The organism is Bradyrhizobium sp. T-12 (assembly GCF_058314695.1).
Genome location: NZ_JBZFQJ010000002.1, coordinates 736,197 through 755,245, shown reverse-complemented (window position 1 = coordinate 755,245; position 19,049 = coordinate 736,197). Strand labels below are relative to the sequence as shown.

Here is a 19,049-nt window from a genome sequence, read left to right as displayed (position 1 = left end):
GAGGTTTCCGATCCATAGACCATGAGCGGGCGTACGGCCGTCCGCTCTGAAGCGATTCTCCAGAGAGCCAGGGAGGAGGCGGCGATCCAACATGCGCAGCACCGGAGCGCAGAAAGGTTGTCTGCCCGCTACGACACTATGCGATTGCAACCCGCCCTGCCCAGTCGACTAACAGAAAACGTCAAAGCCGAGCACATCGGCATCTCCTCACAACGCGAGCAATCGCGGCTGCGCTACTTCGGAAACGATGTTAGGTACAGTCACATCTCTTCGGCGGCGGCAGCAATCGCAGCGACGCACTTGATGAAACGATTAAACTCGACTTTGGTTTCAGATGTCCGGCCGAGGATAAGTTTAGCTATATCTGTTCTATGGCATTGCGTCCGCAAACTCGGAGTTAACGCCGATACCGCTTTGTCAAAAAGATGGCCCAATCTCAAGAGCCTTTCCGGCTCATAGATGTCGCTCATTTCTACCGGAGCACGGTTAGCGAAGCGATCCGTCGCCTCAGTAGTGACGCATTTGACTTTGGAAACAATCCCGAGCTGCGCGAGTATGAGTTGATTTGTCAACTCAGTGAGATGGCGGGTTGCTTCGCCTGGCGCTTCACCTCCGCCCACTAACCTGCCAATCTCCGCAACTTGCGCTTCGATATTTTGCCTGAGACGTTCCTGAGAATCGCTCGGGTCAGCCGCATCAGGCGGGTCAGCAAGCGATTCGAGGTGGGGCCGCCGGGAAGGTAAGGGGCTTGTAAACAGTCGCCACCACGACAGATAGTGCCTCAGTTTCGGCAACCACAACGTTAAGGCCTGATCTCCCATGCTGATTTGTTCCGCCGAGGTCGAGTTTCTGGTACTGTTCATCATCATCATCACGTCCACCCGTTATATGGTTCTGTACCAGGACGCGCGCCGTGAGTGAAACGGCTAGTCAGCGTATAACGCACGCCATGCGGCCCCTGCGACCTGAGTACCAGGCTTGATCGACATCAGTGAAATCGATTGTTCTGATAGAGCGCATTCATATTCTGAATTGGTCGGCCGCACTGACATCGAGGCCATGCAGCGAACGCCTCCTCCCACCCGCTCGCGTCTGCCTTTCCCCCAAGACACGCTTTTTGCAAATATGGCAGAACAAATGGTGGTGCAGCATTGCGAGCATGGCCAGCGCTATGCAGTGTTTGGTCCAAGGCGCTCTACGGACGCAGGGAGCGGCGCTGGCCGTAGCTCTGATCCGCCGCAATCGCATTCGAGCGATTAGGGCCGTAACCTCCTGTCCGCGCCAACGTAACTCGTCACGATCTCTCGATCGCTCCGAACCTGATCGCGCTCGACTTCACCACCACAGCTCCACACCGGCTCTGGCTGGCTGACATCACCTATATCCCGCCTGTCGAGTGCCGGCTGTATCGCGCCGCCATCACCGACCGGTTCGGCCGCAAGATGGTCGATCGGCCCATGTGCTATCACATGCGGGCTAACTCCCCTGTGCTGTGATAACGACGATCCGCCAGCAGCCTCTGACGGACTGATCCATGATTGAGGTCGGAGCGAGCAGTACGTTCCACATATCGCGTGCGGAGCCCTGCGGCTGCGGGCTGTACCCGATCGACGCGCCACAAGGGCGACTGCTTCTACAATGCTTTGATGGAGAGCTTGTCCACCACCCTGCCGAGCTCGTTCACGATCGTCAGGAGGAGACTCGTGCCGATGCACCGCGTGTATATCTCCGCGTTCGTTCGTGACTGCTACATTCCCGCCCGGCTCCATTCCACCATCGGATCGCCCCTCCGATCATCGCCTCAAAAGCCAAAGTGGCTACGATCCATCATTTAAATGGGCCCCATCCAAACACTCAATTTTACTAAGCTCGGACAAACGCGCATACGCGAGACGGGCATTCGACAAGCTGCGCGGGGCGCGACCCAGCTGTTTTCTGATCGGTCACTTGAGGGACTTCGATGCAAGCCAATTGCGTAAATAGGTCGTACCCTCCGGGTGACTGCGACGGGCAGACCGGAAGACAAAGGCAAATACGGTCATAGTATGCGGACGTAGCAGTACATTCGGATGGCTAAATGACCCGCCAGCGATTTCGTTCGACTCCGGGAATAGGGAGACGTCTGCGGTCGTCGCTTTCCACCAGCGCACTTCCGCCGGATGGCCATCCGTTTCACCACGCGGCAATTGCACCCGCATCTACAGGTTACGAGACTTGCACAGCCGTAGCGACCGCCCGCACTTGCCTGCCTATGAAACCAATGGAGTGGCAATGGCCGCCCGTTTCCGCTACCTAGCCGCAGTTTTCATACTTGCGGTCGGGCTGCTTTCCGCCGCGTCTCAGGCAAAGGATCGCCGCAATGTTCGCGAACCGGCCGCGCCTAAAGGGGTATGCGCGCGCCTAGACCCGTCAGGTGGAAATGACACTGCCAGATTGCAAGCCGCCATAGACCATTGCGTCCCAAGCGCCGCCGTATATCTAGGCCCAGGGCCGTTCCTTTCGGGTCCAATCGAAATGAAGTCCGGCACAACACTGTGGCTCGCTGGGGGCGCGATACTGACGGCTGTAGCCGACCCAAAAGCATACCAAAAGAGCTCGGGAAGCTGTGGCCACATCGATCGGAGCGGTGATGGCTGTCGGCCCCTCATCAGTTTCACGAAGACTAAAGGCGGCGGTCTCTATGGATACGGTACAATAGACGGCGGAGGCGGGACCTTGATGGCGGGCACGGCTGAGACTTGGTGGCAACTGGCCCGTCGTGCACAAAGTGAGGGCGCAAAACAAAACGCGCCTCGATTGATCCAAATGGACCGTGCTGAGGACGTCTCTGTTCATGGCATCACCTTGCGCAACGCAGCAAACTTTCACATTGCGATGAGCCACGTGGAACGTGCTACCATCTGGGCGGTCATCATTGATACACCCGCTGATGCCCGCAATACCGACGGAATAGACCCAGCCGCAAGCGAGGATGTGACGATAATCCACTCCTTTATCCGCACCGGAGACGACAATATCGCGATCAAGGCTGGCACAAGCGGCCCTGCACGCCACATTTCCATTTTAGACAACCAATTCGGCTGGGGGCACGGCATGTCGATTGGTAGCGAACTGAATTCCGGTGTCAGTGACGTGCTGGTTCGCAACCTGACCTTGGACGGCACGACATTTGGTCTGCGCATTAAAAGCGATCCCAGCCGAGGCGGCTTAGTTGAGCGGGTTAATTACGAGAATATATGTATGAGAAATAACAAATGGCCCATACACTTCGACACGCGCTACGGCCCCTTCGCTGGCAATAACTTGCCACTTTATCAACAGATCGTCCTAAGGCACGTCTATGGGACTGATGGTACGCTCGTAATGCGAGGCTTTGATCAACAGCATCCGCTCGATATTGCGATGGAAGATGTGCGCTTTTCTCCCCGCGCAACTTGGCAAGTGGAGAATGCAACAGTGACCGCGGTCAATGTATTTCCATCTCCGCCAGGTGCCGCCGCTACTCCACATTACGGCGCATCGAACCCGTGCGTAGTTGCCTTCCGCCCGTTCCCTGAAGCCACCAGTAGCAAAAACGGTGGCATTGAGCGCGACCCTCGGGCCGCAGCTCCAATCGATCGCTGACGATCACAAAGGATTGGCCGGTGTAAAAGCCGGATTGCATGGTTGCGGTCAGCTTCGTACCCGCCGTGCTTGGTACGCAACTCGCACCAGTGCTTCCTGATACTCACGCTCCCACACAGATGGTCCCAATTCGGGCCCGCCAAGACAGCCCGTCTGCAGGCCTGTCGCTAATCGGCACCGGCGCGCTGCTATTGCGGGCACTCCCGCTGCGTTCTATCGCGCTTGCGGGATCCAGCTCGTATCGTGCGAGAAGAATGTCTGGAGCGACCATTGCATTGCCTCCCGATCGCTTAGCTGGCGCGCATATCTTTCTCTTCCTCTAGGATCGGCACCAGTACCGGAGGATCTGTATTCAGCATAGTAGGCGTTCATTAAGCGGCGGCTCTTGCCCGGGTCCCATTCCACCCACCCCTCAGCCATGACCGGCGCATTAATCTGCGACGATAAGAAGATCACCGCAGCATAGGGACGCCATGGACGCCCAAGAGCAATGTCGCGCGCGCCCTTGTCGGCTGTCAGCGTGCAATGATCAAACACAAAGGCGCTGTCTTCGTCCGGGAAGGCTCTGCTTTGTGCGGTATAGACGACTGCGTGGTTTGCAACACCGTGTAGCTCACATTGCCTAAAGTAGGCCTTGGCGTTACCAAATATAAAATCGATATGGCCTTCGACGTAGCAGTTTACGAAGAACTGACGACTGGCGTTCCTGTTCGGCCCCTTGTTGACAAACAATGTGTCTTGCGCACCAAGTATTCTGACGTTTGCAAAAACATCCTTGTCGCCGGTGACAGAAAGTGCCACTGCCTGAGATGCTGGATTGCCCGAATTGGCAGAATAGTCGTTCCAAACAGTCAGATTTTCGAGCCGGAAGTTATCGCCCGACGCATCTAAGGTCGCGGAACGGACAGTCCCACCCGCAGTGACGGCGCTATCACCGTAGACAATCACCGCTTCATCCGGCCCACCACCGGCGCCCTTGATATTGACATTGGGTTTCGTCACTCTAACCTTTCCGCGATAGGTACCCGGCGCGACTACTATACTTCCACCAGCCTGAGGTAGCGCGTCTACCGCGTCTTGTATTGACCTATACGCGCCCTTTTCAGATAACGATACCTTCAGTTGCTCGGCATCGCCTGAGCGAACACTCGCAATCGTTGCCATTAATGCGACGACGCACAACACCATCTTCAACTCGATCTCCTCCTGTTTTGGCTTGCGGTGGGGCTTGATTATCCGCTTGCCTGGAATAGCGCAATGACACTGCTCGCGACCACTCTCCCAACCGGCTGAGCTACTCGTCGAACATGGCCGCGCGTATGTGGCGCACTTTAGATTCACGTGACTAGCTAGTCATCTGGAACGCAAGTTCGTCACATTAGTTGATAGCTGAACTTCCTCCCGAATGAGTGGACACCTGTAGTAGGCTCGTTGAGCCTGGAGGTGTTGAATGGAACGTGCACGACGGTCGTTTACTGAAGAGTACAAGCGCGAGGCGGCAGGATTGGTGGTGTCGAGCGGCCGCTCGATCGGGTCGGTCGCCAAGGAGCTCGGTCTGCGCGACTCAGTGCTGCGGCGCTGGGTCGATAAGCTCCGGCGCGAGCCGGCATCGGCGGCGTGGCGCCCCACCACGCAGGCGACGCCGATGTCGGCGGACCAGGCTTCGGAACTCGCCTTGCTGCGCCAGGAGAACGAGCGGCTGCGGATGGAACGCGACATTTTAAAAAACTGTCCAGCGTCGTGGCGCGCCTGCGCGGGATAGAAACAGCCTTGTGCTATCATTTAGCTCGGAGGGTAGCGGCCGGAGAGTGGTGACGCCGTTTCGACGGCGATCCCGATTAGGAAGATGACAAATTGGCATAGCCCAGACCCTCCAGCCCATCATCGGACGGAGGAGTTGCGATGCCTAACAGGACAACCGACCGCGGCCCGGACCTAAAGCTGGTCAACCTCGGCGCGGCCGCTATCGATATCGGATCAAAGATGCACATGGCCGCGGTAAACCCGGCCTGCACCGACAAGCCAGTGCGTGCATTCGGCACATTCACGCAAGACCTGCATGAACTGGCGGACTGGTTCAAGATGTGCGGCGTGACCAGTGTCGCGATGGAATCCACTGGGGTCTATTGGATCCCAGTCTACGAGATCCTAGAACAGCGCGGGTTTGAGGTCATTCTGGTCAACGCGCGGTACGCCAAGATTGTACCTGGCCGTAAAACCGATCTCAGCGATGCCGCTTGGTTACGCCAGCTCCACTCCTATGGCCTGTTACGGGGCAGCTTCCGACCCGATGCCGAGATCGCAACGTTGCGAGCCTATCTACGCCAGCGCGAGCGGCTCGTGGAATATGCTGCCGCCCATATCCAACATATGCAAAAGGCTCTGATGGAGATGAACCTGCAGCTCCATCATGTTGTGTCGGATATCACCGGCGCGACCGGCATGCGGATTATCCGAGCCATTGTTGCAGGCGAACGCAATCCCGACCTCCTGGCAACCTATCGGGACGTGCGCTGCCACTCATCGATCGAGACGATCCGCGCAGCGCTCGTAGGCAATGACCGCCACGAACATGTTTTCGCGTTAGCTCAATCACTGGAGCTCTACGACGTTTATCAGGCAAAGATGCTCGACTGTGATCGCAAGCTCGAAGTCCTGATCAGTGCATTGAACACCAAAGGAGCAAGACCGGTCGGAAACCTAGCCAAGCCGCGCGTAAAGACCAAGCAGGTCAACATCCCCACCTTCGATGTCAGGACCGCACTGTACGGAGTGCTGGGCGTCGATTGAGGCGGTGACGGCGACGGCTCGCAAGATTGCGGTTTTATTCTACAACACACTCCGGCACGGCATGAGCTACAAGGATCCTGGCGCCGACCAATATGAGCAGCAATATCGTAGCCGCGTCCTCGCCAACCTACAGCGCCGGGCGAAATCGCTAGGCTTCGTGTTGCAGGCCCTCCCGGGCGACGCCAATCCGGCTGTTTCTTAGGAAGTCGATCGCGATCTTTGCCGGAACCCGGACATGAGCTTTCGCTTCATCGAGGACCATCGCGACACCTATCCGGTGCGGCTGATGTGCGCCGTGCTCGAGGTCTCGCCGGCCGGCTACTACGCTTGGCGCGACCGCCCCGTGAGTGAGCGGACAAAATCCCATGCCGCGCTGCTGGCCGAGATACGGCAGGTCCATCAGGACAGCAGCGGCCGCTACGGCAGTCCGCGCGTCCATGCCGCCCTGCGCAGGCAGGGACGCAGCGCCAGCCGCGGCCGGATCGAGCGGACGATGCGCCGGCATGGCATCCGCGCCATCACCGCAAAGCCACGCCGTGTGCGCACCACCGACAGCCATCACGACCTGCCGGTCGCACCGAACCTGATCGCGCGCGACTTCACGGCGGAAGCCCCGAACCGGGTCTGGCTCGGCGACATCACCTACATCCCGACCGCCGAGGGATGGCTTTATCTGGCCGCCGTCATGGATCTGTTCAGCCGAAAGATCGTCCGCTGGGCCATGCGCGATCACATGCACGTCGAGCTCGCCTCCGCAGCCCTGACGATGGCAATCCGGGAGCGGCGGCCGCAGGCCGGATTGATCTGCCACACCGACCGGGGTGTGCAGTACGCTTCGCACGCTTATCGCAGCACCCTTATGGAGGCCGGCATGACGGCATCAATGAGCCGCAGGGCCGATTGCTACGACAACGCCCCGATGGAAAGCTTCTTCCATACCCTGAAGACCGAGCTCGTCCATCATCGCAACTACAAGACCCGCGCCGAAGCTCAACGCGATATCTTCGCCTTCATCGAGGGATTCTATAACCGGACAAGGCTCCATTCCGCACTCGGATATATCCCCCCGATCGAGATGGAGCTAAAAGCCGCTTAACCCGTCCACTTTATCGGGGGAAGATCAGATCCAGGTCAATGTGTTGGGCGCCGAACGTCGGCGGGATAGAGTTACTTCGAGTAGGTCTGCCCGGTCGAGGAAATCTTGCAGGCCGGGGAGAGGGTCTGCGGCATCATGCGGCTGGGATGGCTCATAGGTTCTGTTCACATGGTGTCGGATAACGCCCTATCGATCAGGACGGCGCAAATGACTTACATGCTAGCAGGCATCGGCTGGCGGAGTTCCACATTGAGTTAGCAGCCGCAGAGCGCAGGCTGAGCGCGGACTCTGTCGCTTCTTGCATTTTGGTGAATCCCACCGCGTCCAATTGCTTATTCACTGCGTCGCACAAATGTAGATCGCGACGCTGTTCGGGATCCCGTTCCCACCCCGAAAGCGGCGCTGGCAGCCGAGCGTGCGAAGGTTTGGCGATCGGCGCTGAGCCGTTCGCTGTGGCCTACGCCCAACAGCTACCTTACGGAAGAATGTCGGAACCAAAAGAACTCGAGCCATTTTCTGCGGCCACCACAATGTCTGAAGATCCTCGGCATTCATTCAGTTCCCGAGAACTGCCGGGCGCCGGGCCGGCCTTAGCGAGGCACCTATGTTGTATGCCGCATGAGAGCTCAAGCCCGCCGAACTCCCTGGGAAGCAGCGATCATCACTGCAGGATCGATGCGCCTTTGAAGACTGCTCAGAGACGTTCGGCGGATTTTGCCGGCGCGACGATCACGATGTTCGCGCGCCGGGGACCTTCAGATTGCCGATTGCAAGACACAATCGGTGGCTTGATCGGCGCAATAGCAAAATGGCAGCTCCTGGCTCGACGAACCCACGGCTTGACATCTGTACTACTAGCGCCACTCTTTCCGCTCGCTGGCCTCCGGCCCAAAGCAGCTTTTTTAATAGACAACTGTGAGACCTTCTCACTTATGATCAAAACGCCGATTGGCCATTCCACGCCCACGCGTCGAGCCTATCTAGCCGTCACTTGCACATGAACTTCGCCTCCAGCCGAGCTCTCAATGATTGCGCTTCAAAAGCACAAGGCCATAGCGGTCGGCCGGCTTGTCCGCAAGTCAGCGGCAACAACATCTTTGTGCAGCAGGAGACGGCCGTGATGCCAAGACATACACAACTACCAGGAACGAAGGCGGACACCCGATGGCATCGATGACGGTGCGTCGGGACGCTGCGGAGAAACTCTCTCGCTCGTGTCCTCGGGCGTCCTGTAGCGACCGCTGCGGCGCCGGGTACGCCAGCGTGACCCGAATCGGCGCTTACCAGTAAGCTGACAGGATCATACCCAATGAGCGCCGGTTTTCAGTTTCATGTAGCGGCCGTGCCGTGCCGTCTAGACGCCGTTCTGTTCAAGCGGGATCTGTCGACGAGCCTCGCTTGTTGGAGTGTGATGACGCGGCACGCCACGCTCCGAATCAAAGCGGCCCGCCTCGTCCTACACTCTACATGTCGCGTAAGCGACATCGAGCCGCGCACATCGCGACTACCGGCCAGGAGACGCGTGGCCCGGGTCCTGCAGGGCCACCTGCTAGCATCATTAGAGTGCGCCCGCCGAGGCGCTATCAGGAGCTTCGCGTGACCCTCAATCTGCTGGACCGCCAAAATGTAACAGATGGCGCGCCAGCGCCCGCCGCGTGCCCATCTAGCAATAAGCGGCGCACTCAAAATGCCGAGGGGAAGACGCTCGTATTGACTGGTGCTTCCCGCGGTATAGGCCACGCGACCGGCAAATTGTTTTCGGCAGCTGGATGGCGGATCATCACGTGTTCTCGGCAGCCATTCGAGGGTAGCCGTTGTCCTTGGGAAGCAGGATTGGACAACCATATTCAAGCCGAACTTAGCGACTCTCGAGCGTTGCAGCACGCGATCGCGGAGATCAAGGAGCGGCTCAATGGCGGCCCTCTGCATGCGCTTATCAACAATGCGGGCATTTCCCCGAAGGCCGCTGACGGCACCCGATTAAATTCGCTGAACACTCCGGTCGACACCTGGAAGAGCGTGTTCCATGTCAATTTGCTCGCACCCATCATGTTCTCGCAGGGGCTCTTCCATCAGCTAACGCTCGCTTCTGGTGCAATCGTGAACGTCACCTCGATCGCCGGATCGAGAGTGCATCCGTATGCCGGTACTGCCTATGCGACATCAAAGGCGGCACTTTCGTGCTTGACCCGCGAGATGGCGCATGACTATGCGCCTTACGGGATTCGCGTCAATGCTATTGCACCAGGCGAGATCAAGACAGACATTCTGTCGCCGGAGACAGAAACCAATTTGATCCCAACTATCCCGATGCACCGGGTCGGAACACCGGACGAGGTCGCGAAGGTTATCTTCTTCCTTTGCTCGGAGGCTGCCAGCTATGTCACAGGTGCCGAAGTGCCTGCAAATGGAGGGCAGCATGTGTGATCAGACACCAAGAAGAGTTACTCACGCGCGATCGATTAATTGGCAGCTCCCGCATGGAGCGTTGAGCGCTCGCGTTACTCCCGACTAGCAATTCCTGATTCCGCAGTTTCGATCCAACGGCCACGCCGTACGAGCCAGGATAGCGCCGTTGCTCGCACGCCGCGGCGCGACCGCGATGGCACGCCTCTCGCCTGAGAGATACCACGTTTTGGCCCACGTTCCATTCCGGCCGCAGGAACATTTTTTATGAGCTGCCACATAGACGCTAGCCCCGATGCCCAAGGGGCGGCGGCCAGAAGGTGAAATTTATTAAGCGCGGCCTTTATAAAACAAGTCCCGCTAATATGGCTCGACGGGGCATGTCACATTTCGAACAATGCTACGAGTAAGAACATATCAGCACGCGGCTACGTCCACTTTGCGACAATCGGGTGCATCGACGCTGTCTGCCTCCGACCTTTTTCCTTCCTATCCGTCGGCACACTTGTTGCAAACGCCTTCTAATGCAGCCTCGCGTTAATAGATCGCCAGAAGCGCGCGCCGCGCAAGGCGCCCGATCGTTCAAGCACCGCATCCGAGGAATTCGTATGAGCATAGTCACTACCCAGAGCGCCGCGGAGATGAAGGCCCGCAACAAGCAACTGATCGATGAGGCCTTAAAAATCTACCCGGAAAAGACCGCCAAGCGCCGCGCCAAACACCTGAACGTACACGAGGCGGGTAAGCACGATTGCGGGGTTAAGTCGAACCTGAAGTCGATCCCCGGAGTAATGACGACTCGCGGCTGTGCATACGCTGGCTCCAAGGGGGTCGTGTGGGGCCCGATCAAGGACATGATTAACATCAGCCACGGTCCGGTCGGCTGCGGCCAATATTCCTGGGCTGCACGCCGCAATTACTACATAGGCAAGACCGGAATCGACAGCTTCGTCACCATGCAGTTCACCTCCGACTTCCAGGAGAAAGACATCGTGTTTGGCGGCGACAAGAAGCTCGGTAAGGTCATTGACGAACTTCAGGAGCTCTTTCCGCTCAACCACGGCATTACGATTCAGTCCGAGTGCCCGATCGGCCTTATCGGCGACGACATCGAGGCTGTGTCGAAGGCGAAGTCAAAGGAACACAATGGCAAGACCATTGTACCGGTTCGCTGCGAAGGGTTTCGCGGCGTCTCGCAGTCGCTTGGCCACCACATCGCCAACGATGCGCTGCGGGACTGGATCCTGGACAGAGTGTCGCCGGAAGCGACACCCGCGTTCGAGTCAACGCCCTACGATGTCACGATCATCGGCGACTACAATATCGGTGGGGACGCTTGGTCATCGCGTATCCTGCTCGAAGAGATGGGCCTGCGTGTGATTGCGCAATGGTCCGGCGACGGCAGCCTCGCCGAACTGGAAGCAACGCCCAGGGCGAAGCTCAACCTATTGCACTGCTACCGTTCGATGAACTACATCTCCCGACACATGGAGGAAAAGTTCGGCATTCCATGGTGCGAGTACAACTTCTTTGGCCCTTCCAAGATCGCCGATTCGCTGCGCAAAATTGCCAGCTTCTTCGACGAACGCATCAAGGAAGGTGCCGAGCGTGTGATCGCCAAGTACCAGCCGCTGATGGCCTCGGTAATTGAGAAGTACCGCCCCCGCCTCCAGGGCAAGACAGTGATGCTGTTCGTCGGCGGCTTGCGTCCCCGCCACGTAATCGGCGCCTATGAGGACCTTGGTATGGAGGTCGTAGGAACGGGCTACGAATTCGGCCATCATGACGACTACCAGCGCACTGCTCAGCACTACTTAAAGGACGGCACACTGATCTATGACGACGTCACGGGCTACGAGTTTGAGCGTTTCGTCGAGACCATTCAGCCAGATCTCGTCGGCTCCGGCATAAAGGAGAAGTACGTCTTCCAGAAAATGGGCATTCCATTCCGTCAAATGCACTCCTGGGACTATTCCGGTCCTTATCACGGCTATGACGGCTTCGCGATCTTCGCTCGTGACATGGACATGGCAATAAACTCGCCCGTCTGGAAGAAACTCAAGGCACCTTGGAAGGATACTCCAGCGCCAGGCCTAATGGCCGCGGAATAAAGGAATGCACAGATCTGGCTCCGCCTATGCGAGAAGGCGGGCCAACCTAGTCGATAAACCAATCGCCGAAAAGGAGAGTGCCGCGTTGACACAGAATGCCGAACACGTCCTCGATCACTTGGATCTATTCCGAGGTCCGGAATATCAGCAAATGCTCGCCAAAAAGAAGGCGCTGTTCGAGAACCCGCATGACCAAAGGGAAGTCGAGCGGATCAGCGAATGGTCAAAGACGCGAGAATACCGCGAGAAGAACTTCGCGCGTGAAGCATTGACTGTGAACCCCGCCAAGGCCTGCCAGCCACTCGGTGCGGTGTTCGCTGCCTCCGGTTTTGAGGGCACGCTGCCCTTCGTTCACGGCTCACAGGGTTGCGTCGCATACTACCGAAGTCATCTTTCGAGACACTTTAAGGAGCCAAGCTCCTGCGTCTCTTCCTCGATGACTGAGGACGCCGGGGTGTTCGGTGGTCTAAACAACATGATTGACGGGCTCGCTAACGCTTACAACATATACAAGCCCAAGATGATCGCGGTTTCCACCACGTGCATGGCCGAAGTGATCGGGGATGACCTGAACGCCTTCATCAAGACAGCGAAGGAGAAGGGGTCAGTCCCGGCACAATATGATGTTCCCTTCGCTCATACACCTGCCTTTGTCGGCAGCCACGTGACCGGGTATGACAATGCGCTGAAGAGCATCCTTGAGCACTTCTGGGATGGCAAGGCAGGCACCGCCTCCAAACTAGAGCGCAAGGTGAACGGCAAGATTAATTTCATCGGTGGGTTCGACGGGTACACGGTCGGGAACATCCGGGAAATTAAGCGCGTCTTCGAGTTGATGGGAATCGAATATACTATACTCGCCGACAACAGCGATGTCTTCGATACTCCGACCGACGGCGAGTTCCGCATGTATGATGGCGGCACCACGCTGGAGGACGCGGCTAACGCGATCCATGCCAAAGCCACGATCTCCATGCAGCAACACTGCACCGAGAAGACACTGTCCTTCGTCGAGGGGCACGGTCATGAGGTTGCCGCCTTCAACTACCCCATCGGTGTCAGCGCGACGGACGAATTCCTAATGACTGTGTCCCGCATGACCGGCAAGCCGATCGCGAAGGCATTGGAGCGGGAGCGCGGCCGTCTCGTGGACGCCATGGCAGACTCCAGTGCGTATCTGCACGGCAAGAAGTTCGCGATCTACGGCGATCCGGATCTCTGCTACGGGCTCTCTTCATTCCTCCTGGAGCTCGGTGCAGAGCCGGCTCATGTGCTGTCTACGAATGGTGGCAAGGCTTGGGCAGAGAAAATGGAGGAACTGTTTGTTAGTTCACTGTTTGGCAAGAACTGCTCTGCATATCCCGGCAAAGATCTCTGGCACATGCGCTCCCTATTATGCACTGAGCCGGTCGATTACCTGATTGGCAACACCTACGGGAAGTACCTCGAGCGCGATACCGGGACGCCACTGATCCGCATCGGTTTCCCTGTGTTCGATCGGCACCATCAACATCGGTATCCCGTCTGGGGTTATCAGGGCGGCATAAACGTTCTTGTCAAGATACTGGACAAGGTCCTGGACCAGATGGACAGGACTGGAGCGGACTATAGCTTTGATATCATCCGCTGACGTAAATGATTTGGTCTAGCGCCGGCCAGAGCAGGGTCGACGGCCGGTGTCTAGCCAGAAAGATCCACGTCGCGGCACAAGGCTCGCGCGGCGGGTCGAAGAAAATAGGAGATACGTATGAGCGTCGACACGTCCGCCATCGAGGACGTCTTCAACGAGCCGGGTTGTGGCAGAAACGACAACAAGACGGCGGCCGAACGTACTATGGGGTGCACTAGGCAGTTGAAGCCAGGAGAGGCGGGCGGCGGATGCGCATTCGACGGCGCCAAAATCGCGCTACAGCCGTTCACCGACGTTGCGCATCTGGTCCACGGCCCAATCGCCTGCGAGGGCAATTCCTGGGACAACCGAGGCAGCGCCTCCTCAGGCTCCGATCTCTGGCGCCGAAGCTTCACGACCGACATGAACGAAACCGATGTAATCTTTGGCGGCGAAAAGCGCCTTTATCAAGCGATCGGGGAGGTGATCGGCAAGTTCGATCCGCCGGCTGTCTTTGTTTACCAAACCTGCGTGCCAGCCGCGATTGGCGACGACATCAAGGCCGTGTGCAAGGCTGCCGTGGCCAAGTTCGGTAAGCCTATCATTCCTGTAAATTCGCCGGGGTTCGTCGGGTCCAAGAACCTCGGAAACAAGCTTGCCGGCGAGGCGCTGCTTGAGCATGTGATCGGCACTGAGGAACCGGACTATACCACTCCCTACGACATCAATATCATCGGCGAATACAACTTGTCCGGCGAGTTCTGGCAGATCAAACCGCTGCTCGATGAACTTGGCATCCGCATCCTTTCTTGTATCTCCGGCGATGGGAAATATCACGAGCTGGCCTGTTCGCATCGCGCAAAGGCTGCGATGCTAGTGTGTTCCAAGGCGATGATAAACGTCGCCCGTAAGATGGAGGAACGCTACGGCATTCCCTACTTCGAGGGCTCGTTCTACGGCGTGCAGGATTCCAGCAACTCCTTGCGGACGATCGCGCGCATGCTGATCGAGCGCGGCGCGCCGCTGGAGCTTGGAGGGCGTACCGAGGCTGTCATCATGCGTGAGGAAGCAAGGGTACGCGCGGCGATCGAGCGCTTCAAACCACGATTCAAGGGTAAGAAGGTTCTGTTGATCACCGGCGGTGTTAAGTCGTGGTCGGTGGTCGCGGCGCTGCAGGAGGCCGGTCTAGAGATCGCCGGCACCTCCGTGAAGAAGTCCACCAAAGAGGACAAAGACCGCATCAAGGAGCTGATGGGCCGGCACGCCCTTATGATCGAGGAAGCGGCGCCGCGCGACATCTACAAAATGTTGATGAACTCCCGGGCTGATATGATGCTCTCCGGCGGCAAGTCGCAGTTCGTCGCGCTGAAGGCGATGATACCTTGGCTTGACATCAACCAGGAGCGTTCTCAGGCGTACATGGGGTATATTGGCATGGTCAAGCTGATGGAGGAGATTGATAAGGCGCTCTACAATCCAATATGGACCCAACTACGCCGTCCCGCGCCTTGGGACGAAGCGGAGGTCAATCGGCAGACCAACATCCCGCACACGGATTCGCACGCCGCAGAGAATTCCACCGCCGTGCGAGGTCATTCCAGCGCCGCCGGATTCAAGGAACGCGCCAATGCCTCGGGCAGGTGGGTCGTTGGGCACATTTCCGCTGCGCAGGCAACATGCGCCGTCCAGGCGTCGGAATAGGGCGTCTGCCAATGGCCATCGTCTCCACCTCCGAGAAATCCTGCACGGTCAATCCGCTCAAGATGAGCCAGCCGATCGGCGGCTCTTTCGCCTTTATGGGCCTTCGCGGCGCGATGCCGCTGCTACACGGCTCCCAGGGCTGCACCTCGTTCGGCCTGACCCTGTTCGTGCGGCACTTCAGGGAGGCAGTGCCGATGCAGACCACCGCAATGAGTGAAGTCGAGGCCGTGTTCGGCGGTCAGGAAAATGTCGAACAGGCGATACTTAACATCTACAATGGTGCGAAACCGGAAATCATCGGGATCAATTCGACCGGCCTGACCGAGATAAAGGGAGAGGACGTCGAACGATTCATTTACCTGATTCAGCAAAAGCACCCACAGCTCGAAAGGCTTCCGCTGGTTTACGTCTCGACCCCGGATTTCAAGGGCGCGTTCCAGGACGGCTGGGACAAGACGGTCGCACGAATGGTGGAAGTCCTGGTCCATCCCGTCGAGACGGGTCGGGCGCGGGATCCCGCTCGCATCAATGTTCTGCCGGGCTGCCACCTCACGCCAGGCGATCTCAATGAGCTGCGGACGATCCTGGAGGATTTCGGACTGAAACCATCCTTCCTGCCGGACCTGGCCGGTTCGCTCGACGGTCAAATTCCCGATGAGTTCACGCCCACCACGATCGGCGGCATCGGGGTCGACGAGATTGCGACAATGGGGCAGGCGGCATGGACGATCGCGATCGGCGCGCAGATGCAACGTGCGGCGGAGGCCATGTATGCGAAAACAGGCGTACGATTTCGCTTGTTCGAACGCCTCTGCGGCCTCGTTCCCAACGACGAGTTCATCGCGTTTCTGAGCAAGATCAGTGACCGGCCAGTTCCGCTAAAGTACCGCCGGCAGCGCGGCCAACTCGCGGATGCTATGTTGGATGCGCATTTCTACATCGGGGGCCGTAAGCTGGCGATCGGCGCCGAGCCGGACTTGCTCTTCGATCTCTCCAGCATGCTGTACGACATGGGTGCCAATATCGCAGTCGCCGTGACCACAACAGCCTCCCCCGTGTTGCAGCGTATCAGGACGGAGGAGGTCCTGATCGGAGATCTCGAAGATCTCGAGGAACTTGCCAAGACCCACGGCTGCAATCTCCTCATCACCCATTCGCACGGCCGCCAGGCGGCCTCGCGCCTTAACATCCCGTTTTTTCGCGCTGGCTTCCCGATGTTCGATCGTCTTGGCGCCGGCCACCAGCTCTCAGTCGGCTACCGCGGCACGCGCGATCTCATCTTCGGCCTCGCCAATCTTGTCATTGCCGATCGCGAGGCGAAGCACCAGCCGACGCCCGATACTTGGCGAAGCGTTGACCGCGACTTCAAGACCGTCCCGTCCTACCCGCAATAACCCAATAAGGAGAATAGATCTTGAAAGTCGCTTTTGCCACCCAGGATCTGAAGTGCGTGGATGCGCATTTCGGTTGGGCCAAGAACATCGCTATCTACGACGTCACTCCGGACGCTCACCGCATCCTTCAGGTCATCGAGTTCGGTGACGATCTCACGGAAGATGGCCGCAAGGATAAGCTGACGCGGAAAATCGACGCCATCAAGGACTGCACGATCCTTTATGTCGCTGCGATCGGCGGCTCGGCCGCGGCACGCGTCGTTGCCAACAAAATCCATCCGTTAACGGTGATCAAGCGCGAGGCGATCGAGACCCTCTGCATCAAGCTCGAAGATGCGCTGAAGGGCTCCCCACCACCCTGGTTGCGCAAGGCGCTCGGAGGTACGAGCAAAGCCCCCCTCCATTTTGACGACTGCAGGACGCTTCCATGACAGACGCTGCTTAACCCGCTTTCTCCCGCACTGCGACTCGAGTCGGCCGCGCTCGCAATCGAGAAAGCGACTGGCGTCATGATCTTGACGATACTTAGAGATGCACCTCGAAGAATTTGAGCGCATGGACCTGCTCGGCGGCCGGTTCATCGTCATCAACAAACAACCGCGCGACGTGAACCGCTTAGACTTCGACGATTTCGGCACGCTCGCAGCCACGGTTAATATGTCTGTCGGCCGAGCGGCGTAGGCCAATCGGACCTGCACGATCTATCGACGGCGCTTACGCCGAACTTGGCCTCGATCCTGAGCGTCGCGCAGAAGGCTCATGATGCCTTCACCAAGCTTGATCGCAAGCGCAAACAGAAGAGACAGAAAACAGCGCAAAATGATCGCAATCATGTCCTACGTAACCCGCGACGGACGCGCCTGGATACCGGACTATCTGGTATCAATCGATACCCAGAAGTGCATCGGCTGCGGCCGCTGCTATAAGGTTTGCGGCCGGCAAGTCATGACGCTGAAGGGCATCAACGAGGATGGCGAGGTCATCGGCCTCGATGATGATGATGGTGACTTAGAGAGGAAGGCCATGGTGATGCAAGACGCCGGTGCATGCATCGGCTGCGGCGCCTGTTCGCGGATCTGTCCTGCGAACTGCCAGACTCACACCCGGCCGCTTGAACTCGGGCCGGAGTGGACGAACCCGCAAGTCGATCCGCCGCCGTTTTAGGCAGCGTTCTTGGCCTCCGCAAGCCATCTGTCGGCCCGTGGGCGGCTCGGCGCCGGACATCACTGCGACGAACCCGATCGCACCCGTTCCCCCGCGTAACTTTTCTACTTGGAACTGTGAACACACCGAGCCCGGTGAACCTGACGACGGTCTGCTCTCTCGTGCGACCGTGCTCTGAGCCTCGAGGGCTTGTCCTTGAACAGACCGAACCCGCTAGCCGGCGTTGTGCGCCTGTACCACCATGCTCCGGTGCAAGTTGTTTTGCCGCAACCAGTGGGCAGCTCCTGAGCACGTTGTTCTTAGTGCTATGGAGCTTAGGTTAGCGCGGATGTGCTTAATGCCTAAGGCTCGGCAAACGCATCGCCGACAGCGAACTATTCGTCACCACGCCGATCATCGCTTACGACGCCCTGACCGTGACGCCCTAGCTTTGGGGTACGCCACGGCAGCGTTGAGACAACGAAAAAGAGCCGTTCGTGTCTGGTCCGATCGACCTCCAAGAAGGCGACGCGGGATGGGATGATAGTACACATCTATGGACGAGTCCGCCGACAGCGCCAGAGTTAGCGCCGCCGACCTGTCACAGGCGCGATGGTTTTCGGCCGCCTTAGTCCGCCGGCGTCGACGAACGTTTCCATACATGGGATTCCGGACTGCTGTGTGCGGTACGCCCGGTACAGCTGTGCCATTCCGCTTCTCGTGCGCCACCGAGGCCGGTTGTCGCAGATCCGACACGCGAGGCGGAGCAACGGGCGGTGGCGGCGAAATGCCAGTGATTTCCGTCTTCTGTGTGCTCTGGCACGAGAGTTGCGATCTGTTGAACGATCCATAACAGCGGGACGTGCGATGATTGATTTGACGGAGAGCGCGGTGAATGCGGTGAAGGCAGCGATCTCGATGGCGCCGCAACAAACGAGCGGTTTGCGCATCATAGTCGAAACCGGCGGCTGCGCCGGGTTCAAGTACGTGATGGCCCTCGCCGTGGAAGCCAATCCGGACGATACTGTTATCGAGCGTCACGGCGTCAAGCTGTTCGTCGATCGCAAGAGCCTGACGCACCTCAACGGCACCACCATGGACTTCGTCGTGGGTCTAGATGGCTCCGGTTTCACGTTTGATAACCCCAATGTGAACTCACACAACGACTAACGAAG

General features: G+C 58.2%; 14 protein-coding genes and 2 pseudogenes. 14 read left to right on the top strand and 2 right to left on the bottom strand.

The window, feature by feature from the left end:
* Window positions 1–260 precede the first annotated feature (260 nt).
* Complete coding sequence (locus tag AC0WRY_RS37855; RefSeq protein ID WP_128929914.1) at window positions 261–872, bottom strand: hypothetical protein; 612 nt, start codon at window positions 870–872, stop codon at window positions 261–263.
* Between the two features lie 1,642 nt (window positions 873–2,514).
* Here AC0WRY_RS37855 and AC0WRY_RS37850 point away from each other — a divergent pair.
* A complete protein-coding gene (locus AC0WRY_RS37850) occupies window positions 2,515–3,624 on the top strand; it encodes a glycoside hydrolase family 28 protein (protein WP_232995663.1) in 1,110 nt (369 codons plus the stop codon).
* 213 nt (window positions 3,625–3,837) lie between these two features.
* Here AC0WRY_RS37850 and AC0WRY_RS37845 read toward each other — a convergent pair whose 3' ends face one another.
* Complete coding sequence (locus tag AC0WRY_RS37845; RefSeq protein WP_128930193.1) at window positions 3,838–4,812, bottom strand: pectinesterase family protein; 975 nt, start codon at window positions 4,810–4,812, stop codon at window positions 3,838–3,840.
* Between the two features lie 262 nt (window positions 4,813–5,074).
* Between AC0WRY_RS37845 and AC0WRY_RS37840 the strand changes: the two genes are divergently transcribed.
* From AC0WRY_RS37840 to AC0WRY_RS37780, 13 genes and pseudogenes are all read left to right on the top strand, one after another.
* Entirely contained in the window at window positions 5,075–5,386 is a 312-nt protein-coding gene (locus AC0WRY_RS37840; protein WP_128929916.1) for a transposase, read from the top strand.
* Between the two features lie 140 nt (window positions 5,387–5,526).
* Window positions 5,527–6,616 (top strand): annotated as a pseudogene (locus AC0WRY_RS37835) (IS110 family RNA-guided transposase).
* A gap of 9 nt (window positions 6,617–6,625) precedes the next feature.
* A pseudogene (locus AC0WRY_RS37830) lies at window positions 6,626–7,510 on the top strand (IS3 family transposase); the annotation flags it as partial.
* A gap of 1,596 nt (window positions 7,511–9,106) precedes the next feature.
* Window positions 9,107–9,937: an SDR family NAD(P)-dependent oxidoreductase gene (locus AC0WRY_RS37825; RefSeq protein WP_232995639.1), complete on the top strand. Its 831-nt coding sequence runs from the start codon at window positions 9,107–9,109 to the stop codon at window positions 9,935–9,937.
* A 587-nt stretch (window positions 9,938–10,524) separates the two neighbouring features.
* A complete protein-coding gene (nifD, locus tag AC0WRY_RS37820; RefSeq protein WP_128929919.1) occupies window positions 10,525–12,027 on the top strand; it encodes a nitrogenase molybdenum-iron protein alpha chain in 1,503 nt (500 codons plus the stop codon).
* 85 nt (window positions 12,028–12,112) lie between these two features.
* Window positions 12,113–13,657, top strand: coding sequence for a nitrogenase molybdenum-iron protein subunit beta (gene nifK, locus AC0WRY_RS37815; protein ID WP_128929920.1), 1,545 nt, complete (start codon window positions 12,113–12,115; stop codon window positions 13,655–13,657).
* A gap of 117 nt (window positions 13,658–13,774) precedes the next feature.
* On the top strand, window positions 13,775–15,337 hold the full coding sequence (gene nifE / locus AC0WRY_RS37810; protein ID WP_128929921.1) for a nitrogenase iron-molybdenum cofactor biosynthesis protein NifE: 1,563 nt from the start codon (window positions 13,775–13,777) through the stop codon (window positions 15,335–15,337).
* An 11-nt stretch (window positions 15,338–15,348) separates the two neighbouring features.
* Window positions 15,349–16,731 (top strand): nitrogenase iron-molybdenum cofactor biosynthesis protein NifN, encoded by a 1,383-nt coding sequence (nifN, locus tag AC0WRY_RS37805; RefSeq protein ID WP_128929922.1) that lies wholly within the window; start codon window positions 15,349–15,351, stop codon window positions 16,729–16,731.
* Window positions 16,732–16,751: 20 nt separating this feature from the next.
* Window positions 16,752–17,162 (top strand): nitrogen fixation protein NifX, encoded by a 411-nt coding sequence (gene nifX, locus AC0WRY_RS37800; protein WP_128929923.1) that lies wholly within the window; start codon window positions 16,752–16,754, stop codon window positions 17,160–17,162.
* A gap of 100 nt (window positions 17,163–17,262) precedes the next feature.
* Window positions 17,263–17,412 carry a DUF269 domain-containing protein gene (locus AC0WRY_RS37795; RefSeq protein ID WP_232995640.1) on the top strand — a complete coding sequence of 50 codons (150 nt, stop codon included), beginning with the start codon at window positions 17,263–17,265 and terminating at the stop codon, window positions 17,410–17,412.
* Between the two features lie 11 nt (window positions 17,413–17,423).
* Window positions 17,424–17,657, top strand: coding sequence for a CCE_0567 family metalloprotein (locus AC0WRY_RS37790; protein WP_128930194.1), 234 nt, complete (start codon window positions 17,424–17,426; stop codon window positions 17,655–17,657).
* A complete protein-coding gene (fdxB, locus tag AC0WRY_RS37785; protein ID WP_128929924.1) occupies window positions 17,563–17,895 on the top strand; it encodes a ferredoxin III, nif-specific in 333 nt (110 codons plus the stop codon). The genes AC0WRY_RS37790 and fdxB overlap by 95 nt, the downstream gene beginning before the upstream one ends.
* Before the next feature lie 846 nt (window positions 17,896–18,741).
* The gene (locus AC0WRY_RS37780; protein WP_128929925.1) at window positions 18,742–19,044 is read left to right on the top strand and encodes a HesB/IscA family protein; all 303 of its coding nucleotides are present in this window, start codon (window positions 18,742–18,744) and stop codon (window positions 19,042–19,044) included.
* The last annotated feature ends 5 nt before the right edge of the window (window positions 19,045–19,049 follow it).

Bases quoted from the DNA above. Each gene is read 5' to 3' on its own strand.
- nifE (WP_128929921.1), top strand. From the start codon at position 13,775: ATGAGCGTCGACACGTCCGCCATCGAGGACGTCTTCAACGAGCCGGGT.
- AC0WRY_RS37840 (WP_128929916.1), top strand. From the start codon at position 5,075: ATGGAACGTGCACGACGGTCGTTTACTGAAGAGTACAAGCGCGAGGCG.
- nifD (WP_128929919.1), top strand. From the start codon at position 10,525: ATGAGCATAGTCACTACCCAGAGCGCCGCGGAGATGAAGGCCCGCAAC.
- AC0WRY_RS37850 (WP_232995663.1), top strand. From the start codon at position 2,515: ATGAAGTCCGGCACAACACTGTGGCTCGCTGGGGGCGCGATACTGACG.
- nifN (WP_128929922.1), top strand. From the start codon at position 15,349: ATGGCCATCGTCTCCACCTCCGAGAAATCCTGCACGGTCAATCCGCTC.
- AC0WRY_RS37855 (WP_128929914.1), bottom strand. From the start codon at position 872: ATGATGATGATGAACAGTACCAGAAACTCGACCTCGGCGGAACAAATC.
- fdxB (WP_128929924.1), top strand. From the start codon at position 17,563: ATGTCCTACGTAACCCGCGACGGACGCGCCTGGATACCGGACTATCTG.
- AC0WRY_RS37795 (WP_232995640.1), top strand. From the start codon at position 17,263: ATGCACCTCGAAGAATTTGAGCGCATGGACCTGCTCGGCGGCCGGTTC.
- AC0WRY_RS37845 (WP_128930193.1), bottom strand. From the start codon at position 4,812: ATGGTGTTGTGCGTCGTCGCATTAATGGCAACGATTGCGAGTGTTCGC.
- AC0WRY_RS37780 (WP_128929925.1), top strand. From the start codon at position 18,742: ATGATTGATTTGACGGAGAGCGCGGTGAATGCGGTGAAGGCAGCGATC.